This window comes from Acidovorax sp. DMC1, from assembly GCF_056314325.1.
On record NZ_JBQUYO010000001.1, the window covers coordinates 522,046 to 534,777 of the forward strand.

Consider the following 12,732-nt stretch of genomic DNA (forward strand, 5'->3'; position numbering starts at 1 on the left):
TGCGATCAAAGGTTCGGCGGGGTCAGGACACAGGCGAAATGAGCAGGCTTATTCACCCTCGCCAAACTTGTCGGCAATGAGCGCCAGCAGGGCGTCCATCGCCTCTTGCTCGCGGTCGCCGTTGGTTTCCAGCTCCACTTCGGAGCCGAGCCCGGCGGCCAGCATCATCACGCCCATGATGCTCTTGGCGTTGATGCGGCGCTCTCCCTTGCTCATGAAAACGTCACACGGAAAGCTGCCGGCCAGCTTGGTGAGCTTGGCCGACGCGCGGGCATGCAGGCCCAGTTTATTGCTGATGGTCGTACGGGTCTTGATCATGTCGGTTACGGCGGTTCTGGTTCTGCGGCGCGGAAATGGCCACCTGCATCACCCCTTGGGTGCCCCCCACCACGGCGCGGCTCACCACGGAGTCGAGCGACTCGGCCCGGTAGCTCACGGCGCGCAGCAGCATGGGCAAATTGACGCCCGTCACCAAGCGCGAGCGCACGCCATCGACCAGGCGTTGCGCCACGTTGCAGGGTGTGGCGCCGAACACATCGGTCAGCACCAGGGTGGTGTCGGTGCCCAGCTGGTCCAGCATGATGCGCGCCTGGGCCAGCGATTCTTCGGGGGGTTGGTTGGGCTGCACATCAAGCGCAGCCACGCTGCTGCCGCAGTCGGCAAACACGTGCAGCGCGCATTCGCGCAGCGCATGGGCCAGCGGGGCGTGAGCAATGATGAGGATGCTGGTGGGGCTCATGGTCACGACTCACGCCACGCGGGGATCAACGAAGGGCCGGTCATGCAGAGGCGGCCCGTGGTTGCATCGGTAGTTGCGCAAGTGTTCATGGTGTGGGGGTTGTCAGCACATTATGGCGCCGCCCCCGAAGCAGGAACCACGCGTAGGCGCCGGCGTTGCATGCCAGGTACACCGCCATGGCCGCCTGGAACGCGGGCACGGTGGCCAGCCCCGCGGCGGCAAACGCGTCCACCGCCAGCCCGATGCCCCACTGCACCACAAACACGCCCACAAAAATCACGAGGTTGTAGGCCGACAGTGCGCGCCCTGCCAGCGCCTGCGGAAACGCCATGGCCACGGCGGGCTGCGACAAAGACACGAAGGTGCATGACACGCAGAACAGCGCCCAGGCGCCTCCCCCGGCCTGGGGCCCGGCCAGGATGATGCCCAGCAGTACGACCGAACACAGCGGCAGCCCCATGGCCATCAGTCGGTCGGCCCCAAACCCCTTGCGCAGCAGCCAGGGGTTGACCATGCCCCAGGTCCAGAAGGTGCACAGCATCGAAACGTTGATCCAGAACAGGCCTGTGGCCGACTCCAGCGCGGTGTAGCCCGCCACACGCTGCATCCACGGCCCGGCCCACAGCGTCTGCATGGCCACCATGCCGCCATAGCAGAAGAACCCCAGCGGCGCGAGGCGCTGGAAATAGGGGTGCCGCCACACCACGCCATAGCCCTGGGGCACGGCCTCTGCGGCGCCGGACGCGGCCTTCGCCTGCCCCGCCGGGCCCCACCCCGGCACCCACAGGGCAATCACGACCATCGACAGCGCGATCAATACCGCCAGCCCCCAGAACAGCGGGCGCCAGCCCACCAGCGGCAAGGCCCATTGCACTGGCAGCGTGGAGGCCACCATGCCGAGCGAGCCCGTCATCAACATCCACGAATTCGCCCGCATCTGCGCCACCGGCTCCAGCCACCGGCGGTAGCCGGTGAGCGGCGCCATCAGGCAGGCACTGACGCCCGCGCCGCACAACACGCGCCCGGCCAGCAGCCCCGAAAACCCGGTGGCCGCCGAAAACACCAAGCTGCCCACCACGGCCACGCCCAAGAAGCCCAGCGCGACCTTCTTGGGCCCGTGCCGGTCCAGCCAGGTGCCCAGCGGGAGCTGCGTGGCCGAAAAGCCCAGAAAGTACCCGCCCGCCAGCAGCCCCAGATCCCGCGCGTGCAGCGAGAACTCCTGGGCCAGCGTGGGCGCCAGGGTGGCCGTGACGGCGCGCACCAGCGCCGACAAGAAGTAGGCAAAGGCAAACGCCAGAAAGACGATGACGGCCGCCCGCCGTGGCAATACGCCGCCGCTGCCGCTCATCGTCATGGCAGCGCCAGGCCGGCGAAGAACTGGTCGGCCACCTCCGGCCGGGGCTTGGTGGTGTAGACGACGGCGTGGTACAGCCGCACCTGCGGCCCTGCGGCACGCGCAAACCACACGGCCTGCGCCACCACCGCACTGCCATCGGGCCGCTGCCCCTGCGCCACAGTACGCACCGACTGCGGCAGGGGCAGGGTGCCGCGCGGCGCGTAGGGCACGTCTTTGACGCCCGCTTCGGCCCCTGCCCCCAGGCGCGCCAGCATGGCAGCCCGCCAATGGGTGAGCGCTGCGCCCACCTGGGCGGGGTCGGCCAACGCGGCGTGGGACACGGCAAATGTGGCGCCATCGGCGTCACAGCCCACCATGGACAGCTCCACCGGGGCACCGGCCAGCTCCACCGTGCGGGTGGCCTGGTCGGGCTTGCACGGCAGGGTGATGGTCAAATCCGCTTCGGGCAGCGGCACGGTCCGCCAGTTCAGGGCGGGGCTGCAGCCCGCAATTAGCAGGGCGGCAGCCCCGGTCAATGGCCATTTCATCGGGGCATTATCGGCAGAGTCCCCCATGCTGCTTCTGCGCCGCGTTTGGGGGCGAACTTTTCCCCGCAATTTGAGTCCAGCCAGGGGGTTGCAGGGACTGCTGACACGGCACACAGGCGGCTCCGGCACAATGTGGAGTGGGGCACAGGCCCCGTGTTTCTTTTGGGATGGGTGGTGAAGTCATGGCGATCAAGCAATGGGCAGCAGGTGTGGCGGTGGCAGCGTTTGCTGCCGTGGGCGCCTATGTGTACCTGGACACGGGCCGCGCCGAAGCGCCCGCATCGACCTTTGTGCTGCTGGACGGCTCCAGCAAATCCACCGCCGACCTGAAAGGCAAGGTCACCCTGGTCAACTTCTGGGCCACGAGCTGCACCACCTGCGTGGCCGAGATGCCCGAGATCATTGCGACTTACAACAAGTACAACAGCAAGGGTTTTGACACCCTGGCCGTGGCCATGAGCTACGACCCGCCCAGCTACGTGGTGAACTTTGCCGAGACACGCAAGCTGCCCTTCCAGGTGGCCATCGACAACACCGGCAAAGTGGCCAAGGCCTGGGGCGATGTGCAACTGACGCCCTCCACCTTCATCGTGAACAAGCGGGGCGAGATCGTGAAGACCTATGTGGGCGCCCCCAATTTCCCGGAGCTGCACCAGCTGATCGAGAAGCTGCTGGCAGAAACCTGAGCTGCGCGGCGGACACACCGCCCTCACACGAACCACAGCCCGTTCAGGGCATAAAAAAGGCCAATTTCGAGAGAAATTGGCCTTTTGCGCTAGTAGATCATGCCCTGCATGCTACGTAAAACATAGCAAGGCATCTCCCCACCGTCTGTTTTACTTCGCGCGGAAGCTGTCGTGGCAGGCCTTGCAGGTGCCTGCGGTGGCCCCAAAGGCGGTCTTGAGGTTGTCCAGGTTGCCCGTCTTGGCTGCGGCGGCAAGTTTCACGGTCTCGGCCTCCAACTTCTCGGAATGCTCCTTGAACTTGGCCTGCTCGGTCCAGATTTCTGGCAGCGCCTTGGTGGGCGCGCCCTTGTCGGTGCCGGGGCCAAAGCCGGCCCAAGGCAGCTTGGCCATCTGGGCCACGATGTCGGCGTTCTCCTGCGCCACCTTGGCATCGAACGGCGCGCGGCCATTGGCCATGGCGCCCAGGCGTCCGAAATGCTGGCCCATCACGAACAGCGCGCTCTGGCGGTATTTGATGGCGTCTTCGGCTTTGGCAAATTGGGCGGAGGCGGGGGCGGACAGGGTCAGGGCCGCAGCCGCCAGGGTCAACGCAGCAAATGCTTTCATCGGAACTTCCTTTTTCGTGGGTGGAACAGAATGATGCCTTCCAAGCCTGCGCAGTATGCCGGTTTGGGCGCCGTTGTGCTGTGGCGGGGTGGTTACAGCCCGGGCCGCCCTGTCGCACAATGCCGCTGGCACCTCCGCCCCCATCACTCTGGCGCAAAGCCCTGACCACCATGACGCAGCACACCGTACGCATCTGGGACCTTCCAACCCGCATTTTTCACTGGGCGCTGGCCGCCTGCATCGTGGGACTGGTCATCACGGCCAATGTGGGGGGAAACGCCATGGTCTGGCATTTCCGCCTGGGCTACACGGTGCTGGCGCTGCTGGTGTTCCGGCTGGTCTGGGGCTTGGTGGGGGGTCGCTGGTCGCGTTTTTCGGCTTTTCTGTACTCGCCCGCGCGGCTGTTGCAGTACCTGCGTGGCGCGCCCCATCCGGAGGACGGCATCGGACACAGCCCGCTGGGCGCGCTGGCCGTGTTCGTGCTGCTGGCCGTGCTGGCAGCCCAGGTGGGCACCGGCCTGCTGAGCGACGATGAGATCGCCTTCGCCGGGCCCTTGACCCAATATGTCTCCAACGCCGTCGTGGGGTTGGCCACGAACTACCACAAGGACATCGGGCAGTTCCTGGTGCTGTCGCTGGTGGGCCTGCATGTGCTGGCCATCATCTTCTATGTGCGTGTACGCAAGCAGCAGCTCATTCGCCCCATGCTGGACGGCGACAAGACGCTGCCCGAGGCGGCAGCACCATCGCGGGATGACGCCCTCAGCCGCATCGCAGCCTTGGTGGTGTTGGCGCTGAGCGCTGGCGTGGCGTGGTGGGTGTCGTCGCTGGCGGCACCGGCGCTCTGAACGAAGTCGCTACACTGGCGGCTCTTTTGTTTGCATGCCTTGCGCTTTGGACAAGCCCTCCATCTCCCTGAGAACCCCCTCCTCGCCCGCCGAGTGGGACGCGGTCCGAGACATCTTTCGCGAGTACGCCAGCACACTCGGTGTTGACTTGTGCTTTCAGGACTTTGAGTCCGAACTGGCACAACTGCCGGGCGACTACGCCGAACCCCGTGGCGCCCTGCTGATCGCCGAAGTGGAAGGCGCCTTGGCAGGCTGTTGTGCCCTGCGCCCGCTGGACAACGCCGATTACCCCAACGCCAGCGAGATGAAGCGGCTGTATGTGCGCAAGGCGTTCCGTGGCTTTGGCCTGGGCCGCGAACTGGCCGAAGCCATGCTGGACCGGGCGCGGCAGGCCGGGTACGCCTGCGTATTGCTCGACACTCTGGACGATATGGAGTCAGCCCGCGCGCTGTACACCGATCTGGGCTTTGAAGAAATCCCGCCCTACTATCACAACCCCATACCCGGGGCGCATTACCTCAAGGTCGACATTTTTTGACCATTTGAGGCGCAAGCGCATGATGTACATGCGCTAGCAGCTATTGATTCAATAGCAATCAGTGGCGTGTCACGCCGCCTTGGCCTGGGCCAGCAGGGTGTCAGCGTCGCTCACTTCAAACTTGCCTGGCGCTTCAACGTTGAGCGTCACCACCTTGCCATCGCGCACCAGCATCGAATAGCGGTTGCTGCGCAGGCCCATGCCCTTGGAGGTCAGGTCCAGAGTCAGGCCGGTGGCTTGTGCGAAGGCAGCGCTGCCGTCGCCCAGCATGCGCACTTTGCCATCGGTCTTCTGGTCGCGGGCCCAGGCACCCATCACGAACGCGTCGTTCACGCTCACACACCAGATCTCGTCCACACCGGCCGCCTTGAACTCGGCAGCCCTCTCCACATAGCCGGGCACATGCTTGGCCGAGCAGGTGGGCGTGAAGGCACCAGGCAGGGCAAACAGCGCAATCGTCTTGCCGGCCGTGGCCTTGTCCACCGCTACGGGGTTCGGACCGATGCTGCAGCCTTCGCCCTCGACTTCGGAATATTCCATCAGCGTGGTTGCGGGCAGGGTGTCACCGACTTTGATCATTGTTTTCTCCTTGGGATGTTGGGATGGGGGTGTTGAAACCCGAGAACGCCATGCCTTGCAAAACTCCTCCTGGACACGGCCTGTGCACCGTTCGCATCAAAAAGGAAGCCCACAAAGCAAAACGACCCACATTGTGGGTCGTTTTGAAGGGCTTTGCCGCCCAGGGGTTTGCGCCCCTGGAGCAGGCTTGGAAAGCTGATTACAGCAGACCGGCCTTTTGCACCAAGCGGGTAGCCACCCAGTTCTTGGTCTTGGAGAGCGGACGGCTCTCGGTGATTTCGATCACGTCGCCCAGCTTGTACTCGCCCTTTTCGTCGTGGGCGTGGTACTTGCTCGACTTCGCAACGATCTTGCCGTAGAGCTCGTGCTTCACACGACGCTCGACCAGCACGGTCACAGTCTTTTGACGCTTGTCGCTGACCACCTTGCCAATCAAGGTGCGCTTGAGGGATTTTTTAGGTTCCGTCATATGGGCTCCTTACTTGGCGGCTTGCTTTTCAGCAAGGATGGTCTTGGCACGTGCGATATCACGGCGGGTGGTGCGCAGCGTGTTGGTGTTACCCAGTTGCTGCGTAGCCTTTTGCATGCGCAGGCCGAAGTGGGCCTTTTGCAGCGCCTTGATTTCGGCTTCGATGCCAGCAACGTCTTTTTGGCGCAATTCAGTAGCTTTGGTCATTTTCATGGTCTCCTGAATTACGCGCCGAGGTGACGGCTGACGAACGTGGTGCGCAGCGGCAGCTTGGCAGCAGCCAGGCGGAACGCTTCGCGGGCCAGTTCTTCGGGCACACCAACGATTTCGAACACGATCTTGCCGGGCTGGATTTCAGCCACGTAGTACTCGGGGTTGCCCTTACCGTTACCCATACGCACTTCTGCGGGCTTGGTAGAGATTGGCTTGTCCGGGAACACGCGGATCCAGATACGGCCGCCACGCTTGACGTGACGGGAAATCGCACGGCGTGCAGCTTCGATCTGGCGGGCCGTCAGACGGCCACGATCGGTGCACTTCAGACCGAAATCACCGAAGGCAACGGAGGCACCCCGCGTTGCGACGCCAGTGTTACGGCCCTTTTGCTCCTTGCGGTATTTACGGCGAGCAGGTTGCAGCATCTTTATTCTCCTTTACCGTCCGCTGCTGTAGCGGGCGCGGCGACCTTGCGTACGCGCTTAACGGCATTGTTATCAGCGCCACCAGCTTCCGCTGGCTTGTCGCTGCCGTCGGCCGGAGCGGTGTTGCCACCGACAGGACGACGTGGGCCACGGCCGGCGCCTGGACGGTCGCCACCTGGGCGGCCATCACGGCGTGGACCGCGTGGGCGGCGCTCTTCGTCTGGACGAGGCGTTTCCACGGCTGGCAGGTCGTTACGACCCAGCGTGTCACCCTTGTAGACCCAGACCTTGACGCCGATCACACCGTAGGTGGTCTTGGCTTCAGAGGTGCCGTAGTCGATGTCCGCACGCAGCGTGTGAAGTGGCACGCGGCCTTCACGGTACCACTCGCAGCGAGCGATTTCGATACCGTTCAGACGACCGGACGACATGATCTTGATGCCCTGGGCGCCCAGACGCATGGCGTTCTGCATGGCGCGCTTCATGGCGCGACGGAACATGATGCGCTTTTCGAGCTGTTGCGTGATGCTGTCGGCGATCAGCTTGGCATCGATTTCAGGCTTGCGCACTTCTTCGATGTTCACTGCGACGGGCACGCCCAGACGCGACGCGAGTTCCTTCTTCAGGTTCTCGATGTCTTCGCCCTTCTTGCCGATCACCACACCAGGACGTGCCGAGTAAATGGTGATACGGGCGTTCTTGGCAGGACGCTCGATCAGGATGCGCGACACAGCCGCGTTCTTGAGCTTGGCCTTCAGGTACTCACGCACCTTGATGTCTTCGGCCAGCATGCCCGCGAAGTCGCGGTTGCTGGCGTACCAACGGCTGGACCAGTTGCGGCTGACCGCAAGGCGGAAGCCGGTAGGATGGATTTTCTGTCCCATAGTCTTCCCGAGCCTTTAGTTGCCAACCGTCACGTACACATGGCACGTGGGCTTGCTGATGCGGTTGCCGCGGCCTTTGGCGCGCGCGGTGAAGCGCTTGAGCGTGGTGCCTTGTTCGACGTAGATGGTCTTGACCTTCAGTTCGTCGATGTCAGCGCCATCGTTGTGTTCGGCGTTGGCGATGGCCGACTCCAGAACCTTCTTGACGATTCCCGCAGCTTTTTTCTGCGTGAAGTTCAGGATGTTCAGAGCCTGGTCCACTTTCTTGCCGCGGATCAGATCGGCGACCAGACGGCCCTTGTCGACCGACAGACGGACGCCCCGGAGGACTGCACGTGTTTCAGACATGGTCGTTCCTTACTTCTTCGCTTTTTTGTCAGCGGGGTGACCCTTGAAGGTGCGCGTCAGGGCGAATTCGCCCAGCTTGTGGCCCACCATCTGGTCGGTGACATAGACCGGCACGTGTTGCTTGCCGTTGTGCACGGCGATGGTCAGACCGATGAACTCGGGCAGAACCATGGAGCGACGCGACCAGGTCTTGACTGGTTTCTTGTCCTTGGTGGCAACGGCCTTTTCGACCTTGGCCAGCAAGTGATGGTCAACAAATGGACCCTTTTTGAGAGAGCGAGTCATCTGTTACCCCTTACTTCTTGCGACGCGACACGATCATGATCTGTGTGCGCTTGTTGTTACGGGTGCGATAACCCTTGGTCAGATTGCCCCAAGGATCGACTGCATGGCGGCCTTCGCCGGTGCGGCCTTCGCCACCACCGTGAGGGTGATCCACCGGGTTCATGGCCACGCCGCGAACCGTAGGACGAATACCCATCCAGCGCTTCACACCGGCCTTGCCCAGTTGGCGCAGGCTGTGTTCTTCGTTGGCCACTTCACCAATGGTGGCGCGGCATTCGATGTGGATCTTGCGCACTTCGCCGGAACGCATACGCACCTGGGCGTACACGCCTTCACGGGCCAGCAACGTTGCCGAAGCACCTGCCGAGCGGGCGATCTGAGCACCAGCACCGGGCTTGAGCTCGATGCAGTGGATGGTCGAACCCACGGGGATGTTGCGGATAGGCAGCGTGTTGCCAGCGCGGATCGGGGCTTCCGAACCCGACAGCAGGGTTGCGCCCACTTCCAGGTTGCGGGGAGCGATGATGTAACGACGCTCGCCGTCGGCATAGCACACCAGAGCGATGTGGGCCGTACGGTTGGGGTCGTACTCGATGCGCTCAACCTTGGCCGGAATGCCGTCCTTGTTGCGCTTGAAGTCCACCACACGGTAGTGGTGCTTGTGCCCACCGCCCTTGTGACGGGTGGTGATGTGACCATTGTTGTTACGGCCGGCCTTCTGGAATTGTGGCTCCAGCAGGGGGGCGTAAGCTTCACCCTTGTACAGGTGGTCACGCGTGACCTTCACCACGGCACGTTGGCCGGGCGAGGTAGGTTTCATCTTAACGACAGCCATGATTACGCGGCCTCCCCAGAGAGGTTCAGCTCTTGACCTGGCTGCAGCGTGACGTATGCCTTGCGAACATTGTCGCGGCGGCCGACAGTCTTGCCGAAACGCTTGGTCTTGCCTTTGGTGTTCACCACAGAAACGCCCTTGACTTCCACCTTGAACATCAATTCCACAGCGGCCTTGATTTCGGGCTTGGTAGCGTTCTGCAGCACCTTGAACGTCACTGCATTGGACTTCTCGGCAACCATGGTGGCCTTTTCGGACACGATGGGAGCGACCAGAACTTGCATCAGACGACCTTCGTCAAACTTGAGTGTGCTCATGCGAACATCTCCTTGAGTTTGTCGATTGCACCCTTGGTGACGAGCACTTTCTTGAAACGCACCAGCGACACGGGATCGGCGTAACGGGGCTCAACGACGAGCACGTTCACCAGATTGCGCGAGGCCAGGTACAGGTTTTCGTCCACTTCGTCGGCAATCACCATCACCGATTGCAGGTTCATCGCCTTGAACTTGTCGGCCAGGACCTTGGTCTTGGGGGAGTCAAGCTTCAGCGAGTCGACCACAGCCAGACGACCTTCGCGGGCCAGCTGCGACAAGATGGCAGACATACCGGCGCGGTACATCTTCTTGTTGATCTTCTGCGTGAAATTTTCGTCAGGCATGTTCGGGAAAATCCGACCGCCCCCACGCCACAGTGGCGAGGAAGTCATACCTGCACGTGCGTTACCCGTACCCTTTTGCTTGAAAGGCTTCTTGGTCGAGTGACGGACTTGCTCGCGGTCCTTCTGGGCGCGAGTGCCTTGGCGTGCGTTGGCCTGGTAGGCCACCACGATCTGGTGCACCAGATCTTCGTTGTATTCACGACCGAACACGGTTTCGGGAACATCCAGCTTGGATGCGCCTTGGCCTTGGTCATTCAGGAGTTCGAGCTGCATTAGTTCGCTCCTTTGGAGGCTTTGGCCTTGATGGCGGGACGCACGGTCACGAACCCACCCTTGGAGCCCGGAATCGCGCCCTTGATCAAGAGCAGTTGACGCGCTTCGTCGATGCGGATGACATCGAGGTTTTGCGTGGTCTTGGTGACATCGCCGAGGTGGCCCGTCATGCGCTTGCCGGGGAACACGCGACCGGGGTCTTGTGCCATACCGATCGAGCCAGGCACGTTGTGCGAACGGCTGTTACCGTGCGACGCGCGCTGCGAGCTCATGTTGTGACGCTTGATGGTACCGGCGTAGCCCTTACCGATGGAGGTGCCTTGCACGTCCACCTTTTGGCCGACAGCAAACACATCAGCCACAGGCACTGCAGCACCCGCGGCGTACTTGCCGGCGGTTTCTGCGGTCACGCGGAATTCCTGGATGATTTCACCGGCTTCCACACCTGCCTTGGCAAGGTGGCCGGCTTCTGGCTTGGTCACGCGCGATGCTTTGCGCGAACCGAACGTGACCTGCAGGGCCACGTAGCCATCGTTCTCTTGGGTTTTGACCTGGGTAACGCGGTTGTTGGACACATCCACCACCGTGACAGGCACTGCGTCCCCATCATCGGTGAACAGACGCATCATGCCCACTTTGCGACCCAGCAACCCGAGGGAGTTGCTCAGACTCATTTGTTTCTCCAAAACTTCCACCGCCGCAACTTCAATTGGCCACGGCGTTGCACTCGCGTGCATGAAAGAGGGTTATTAAAACTCCACCCACCGACGCGCGAAAACGCACGCAAATTAGGCGAAGCCCTAAAGTATAACGCGAACCGCTTTTTCAAGCAAGTTCGCGTTATGTCAGTCACCGCAAGGCGGAGGAGTCCGCCTTGCAGCAGCTACGGCTACATCACTGCAGCTTGATTTCGACGTCCACGCCAGCGGGCAGGTCGAGCTTCATCAGGGCGTCCACGGTCTTGTCCGTAGGGTCCACGATGTCCATCAGACGCTGGTGCGTGCGGATTTCGAGCTGGTCGCGGCTGGTCTTGTTGACGTGGGGCGAACGCAGGATGTCGAAACGCTTCATGCGCGTCGGCAGGGGCACGGGACCCTTGACGATGGCGCCGGTGCGCTTGGCGGTGTCAACGATCTCGGCAGCGGACTGGTCGATCAGCTTGTAATCAAACGCCTTCAGGCGGATGCGGATTTTTTGCTTGGACATGGCAAGTTCCTTTTCTGCTTATGAATTAAGCAATGATCTTGGCCACGACGCCAGCGCCCACGGTGCGGCCGCCTTCGCGGATAGCGAAGCGCAGACCTTCTTCCATGGCGATGGGGTTGATCAGCTTCACAGTGATCGACACGTTGTCACCAGGCATGACCATTTCCTTGTCGGCTGGCAGCTCGATGGCGCCAGTCACGTCGGTCGTGCGGAAGTAGAACTGGGGACGGTAGTTGTTGAAGAAAGGAGTGTGGCGGCCGCCTTCGTCCTTGCTCAGCACATACACCTCAGCCGTGAAGTGGGTGTGAGGCTTGATCGAGCCGGGCTTGCACAGCACTTGGCCGCGCTCCACGTCTTCGCGCTTGGTACCGCGCAGCAGCAGGCCGACGTTGTCGCCAGCTTGGCCTTGGTCCAGCAGCTTGCGGAACATTTCCACGCCGGTGCAGGTGGTCTTTTGCGTGTCGCGGATACCCACGATTTCGATTTCTTCGCCGACCTTGATGATGCCGCGTTCCACTCGGCCGGTCACCACGGTGCCGCGGCCGGAGATGGAGAACACGTCTTCCACAGGCATCAGGAAGGCGCCGTCCACAGCGCGCTCAGGCGTGGGGATGTAGGTGTCCAGGGCTTCGGCCAGCTTCATGATGGCTTCTTCACCCAGCTTGCCCTTGTCGCCTTCCAGGGCGAGCTTGGCGGAGCCACGGATGATGGGGGTGTCGTCGCCTGGGAAGTCGTACTTGTCCAGGAGTTCGCGCACTTCCATTTCGACGAGTTCCAGCAGTTCTTCGTCGTCCACCATGTCGCACTTGTTCAGGAACACGATGATGTAAGGCACGCCCACTTGGCGGGCCAGCAGGATGTGCTCACGGGTCTGGGGCATGGGGCCGTCAGCAGCGGAGCAAACCAGGATAGCGCCGTCCATCTGGGCAGCGCCGGTGATCATGTTCTTCACATAGTCGGCGTGGCCGGGGCAGTCCACGTGGGCGTAGTGGCGGTTGGCCGTTTCGTATTCCACGTGGGCGGTGTTGATCGTGATACCGCGGGCCTTTTCTTCGGGCGCAGCGTCGATCTGGTCGTAGGCCTTGGCTTCGCCGCCGAACTTGGAGGACAGCACCGTGGCGATAGCTGCCGTCAGCGTCGTCTTGCCATGGTCCACGTGACCGATCGTGCCCACGTTCACGTGGGGCTTGGTGCGTTCAAACTTACCTTTTGCCATTTTAATTCTCCAAAGAGCAATCCCTGTGTAGTGG

21 protein-coding genes are annotated in these 12,732 nt (G+C 62.3%); 3 read left to right on the forward strand and 18 right to left on the reverse strand.

The genetic code is table 11. The annotated features are described in order from the left end of the window. Positions 1 to 48: 48 nt before the first annotated feature. From ACT531_RS02395 to ACT531_RS02410, 4 genes are all read right to left on the reverse strand, one after another. Positions 49 to 318, reverse strand: coding sequence for an HPr family phosphocarrier protein (locus tag ACT531_RS02395; RefSeq protein WP_056058887.1), 270 nt, complete (start codon positions 316 to 318; stop codon positions 49 to 51). Continuing rightward, positions 287 to 739, reverse strand: a complete 453-nt coding sequence (locus ACT531_RS02400) for a PTS sugar transporter subunit IIA (RefSeq protein WP_060987370.1) — start codon at positions 737 to 739, stop codon at positions 287 to 289. The genes ACT531_RS02395 and ACT531_RS02400 overlap by 32 nt, the downstream gene beginning before the upstream one ends. An 85-nt stretch (positions 740 to 824) precedes the next feature. Then, entirely contained in the window at positions 825 to 2,087 is a 1,263-nt protein-coding gene (locus ACT531_RS02405; protein ID WP_476016618.1) for an MFS transporter, read from the reverse strand. Between the two features lie 2 nt (positions 2,088 to 2,089). Then, the gene (locus tag ACT531_RS02410) at positions 2,090 to 2,623 is read right to left on the reverse strand and encodes a hypothetical protein (protein WP_476016349.1); all 534 of its coding nucleotides are present in this window, start codon (positions 2,621 to 2,623) and stop codon (positions 2,090 to 2,092) included. Between the two features lie 182 nt (positions 2,624 to 2,805). Here ACT531_RS02410 and ACT531_RS02415 point away from each other — a divergent pair, with 182 nt between their 5' ends. Next, complete coding sequence (locus tag ACT531_RS02415; RefSeq protein ID WP_015012197.1) at positions 2,806 to 3,309, forward strand: TlpA disulfide reductase family protein; 504 nt, start codon at positions 2,806 to 2,808, stop codon at positions 3,307 to 3,309. A 150-nt stretch (positions 3,310 to 3,459) separates the two neighbouring features. Here ACT531_RS02415 and ACT531_RS02420 read toward each other — a convergent pair whose 3' ends face one another. Then, entirely contained in the window at positions 3,460 to 3,915 is a 456-nt protein-coding gene (locus ACT531_RS02420; protein ID WP_110961975.1) for a c-type cytochrome, read from the reverse strand. A gap of 170 nt (positions 3,916 to 4,085) precedes the next feature. On the opposite strand from ACT531_RS02420, the gene ACT531_RS02425 reads away from it, so the two are divergent. Next, positions 4,086 to 4,763 carry a cytochrome b/b6 domain-containing protein gene (locus ACT531_RS02425; RefSeq protein WP_476016350.1) on the forward strand — a complete coding sequence of 226 codons (678 nt, stop codon included), beginning with the start codon at positions 4,086 to 4,088 and terminating at the stop codon, positions 4,761 to 4,763. Between the two features lie 34 nt (positions 4,764 to 4,797). Continuing rightward, positions 4,798 to 5,301, forward strand: coding sequence for a GNAT family N-acetyltransferase (locus ACT531_RS02430; protein WP_015012194.1), 504 nt, complete (start codon positions 4,798 to 4,800; stop codon positions 5,299 to 5,301). 69 nt (positions 5,302 to 5,370) lie between these two features. Here ACT531_RS02430 and ACT531_RS02435 read toward each other — a convergent pair whose 3' ends face one another. The 13 genes from ACT531_RS02435 to tuf all read right to left on the reverse strand — a co-directional run bounded on the left by ACT531_RS02435 (position 5,371) and on the right by tuf (position 12,698). After that, positions 5,371 to 5,880, reverse strand: a complete 510-nt coding sequence (locus ACT531_RS02435; RefSeq protein WP_476016351.1) for a redoxin family protein — start codon at positions 5,878 to 5,880, stop codon at positions 5,371 to 5,373. Between the two features lie 199 nt (positions 5,881 to 6,079). Further along, positions 6,080 to 6,349, reverse strand: coding sequence for a 30S ribosomal protein S17 (rpsQ, locus tag ACT531_RS02440; protein WP_015012192.1), 270 nt, complete (start codon positions 6,347 to 6,349; stop codon positions 6,080 to 6,082). 9 nt (positions 6,350 to 6,358) lie between these two features. Beyond that, on the reverse strand, positions 6,359 to 6,556 hold the full coding sequence (gene rpmC, locus ACT531_RS02445; RefSeq protein ID WP_015012191.1) for a 50S ribosomal protein L29: 198 nt from the start codon (positions 6,554 to 6,556) through the stop codon (positions 6,359 to 6,361). A 17-nt stretch (positions 6,557 to 6,573) separates the two neighbouring features. Next, positions 6,574 to 6,990: a 50S ribosomal protein L16 gene (rplP, locus tag ACT531_RS02450; protein WP_015012190.1), complete on the reverse strand. Its 417-nt coding sequence runs from the start codon at positions 6,988 to 6,990 to the stop codon at positions 6,574 to 6,576. A gap of 2 nt (positions 6,991 to 6,992) precedes the next feature. Beyond that, the gene (gene rpsC, locus ACT531_RS02455) at positions 6,993 to 7,874 is read right to left on the reverse strand and encodes a 30S ribosomal protein S3 (RefSeq protein ID WP_015012189.1); all 882 of its coding nucleotides are present in this window, start codon (positions 7,872 to 7,874) and stop codon (positions 6,993 to 6,995) included. A gap of 15 nt (positions 7,875 to 7,889) precedes the next feature. Beyond that, entirely contained in the window at positions 7,890 to 8,222 is a 333-nt protein-coding gene (rplV, locus tag ACT531_RS02460; RefSeq protein ID WP_007847806.1) for a 50S ribosomal protein L22, read from the reverse strand. A gap of 9 nt (positions 8,223 to 8,231) precedes the next feature. After that, complete coding sequence (gene rpsS / locus ACT531_RS02465) at positions 8,232 to 8,507, reverse strand: 30S ribosomal protein S19 (RefSeq protein ID WP_010467177.1); 276 nt, start codon at positions 8,505 to 8,507, stop codon at positions 8,232 to 8,234. Between the two features lie 10 nt (positions 8,508 to 8,517). Further along, positions 8,518 to 9,342, reverse strand: coding sequence for a 50S ribosomal protein L2 (rplB, locus tag ACT531_RS02470; protein WP_008906426.1), 825 nt, complete (start codon positions 9,340 to 9,342; stop codon positions 8,518 to 8,520). 2 nt (positions 9,343 to 9,344) lie between these two features. Further along, positions 9,345 to 9,659: a 50S ribosomal protein L23 gene (gene rplW / locus ACT531_RS02475; RefSeq protein ID WP_007847815.1), complete on the reverse strand. Its 315-nt coding sequence runs from the start codon at positions 9,657 to 9,659 to the stop codon at positions 9,345 to 9,347. Next, complete coding sequence (rplD, locus tag ACT531_RS02480) at positions 9,656 to 10,276, reverse strand: 50S ribosomal protein L4 (RefSeq protein ID WP_008906425.1); 621 nt, start codon at positions 10,274 to 10,276, stop codon at positions 9,656 to 9,658. Before rplD ends, rplW begins: the two co-directional genes overlap by 4 nt. Then, entirely contained in the window at positions 10,276 to 10,950 is a 675-nt protein-coding gene (gene rplC / locus ACT531_RS02485; RefSeq protein WP_015012188.1) for a 50S ribosomal protein L3, read from the reverse strand. The genes rplD and rplC overlap by 1 nt, the downstream gene beginning before the upstream one ends. A gap of 220 nt (positions 10,951 to 11,170) precedes the next feature. After that, positions 11,171 to 11,482 (reverse strand): 30S ribosomal protein S10, encoded by a 312-nt coding sequence (rpsJ, locus tag ACT531_RS02490; RefSeq protein ID WP_005796953.1) that lies wholly within the window; start codon positions 11,480 to 11,482, stop codon positions 11,171 to 11,173. 25 nt (positions 11,483 to 11,507) lie between these two features. Continuing rightward, the gene (gene tuf, locus ACT531_RS02495; RefSeq protein ID WP_015012187.1) at positions 11,508 to 12,698 is read right to left on the reverse strand and encodes an elongation factor Tu; all 1,191 of its coding nucleotides are present in this window, start codon (positions 12,696 to 12,698) and stop codon (positions 11,508 to 11,510) included. Positions 12,699 to 12,732: the final 34 nt, after the last annotated feature.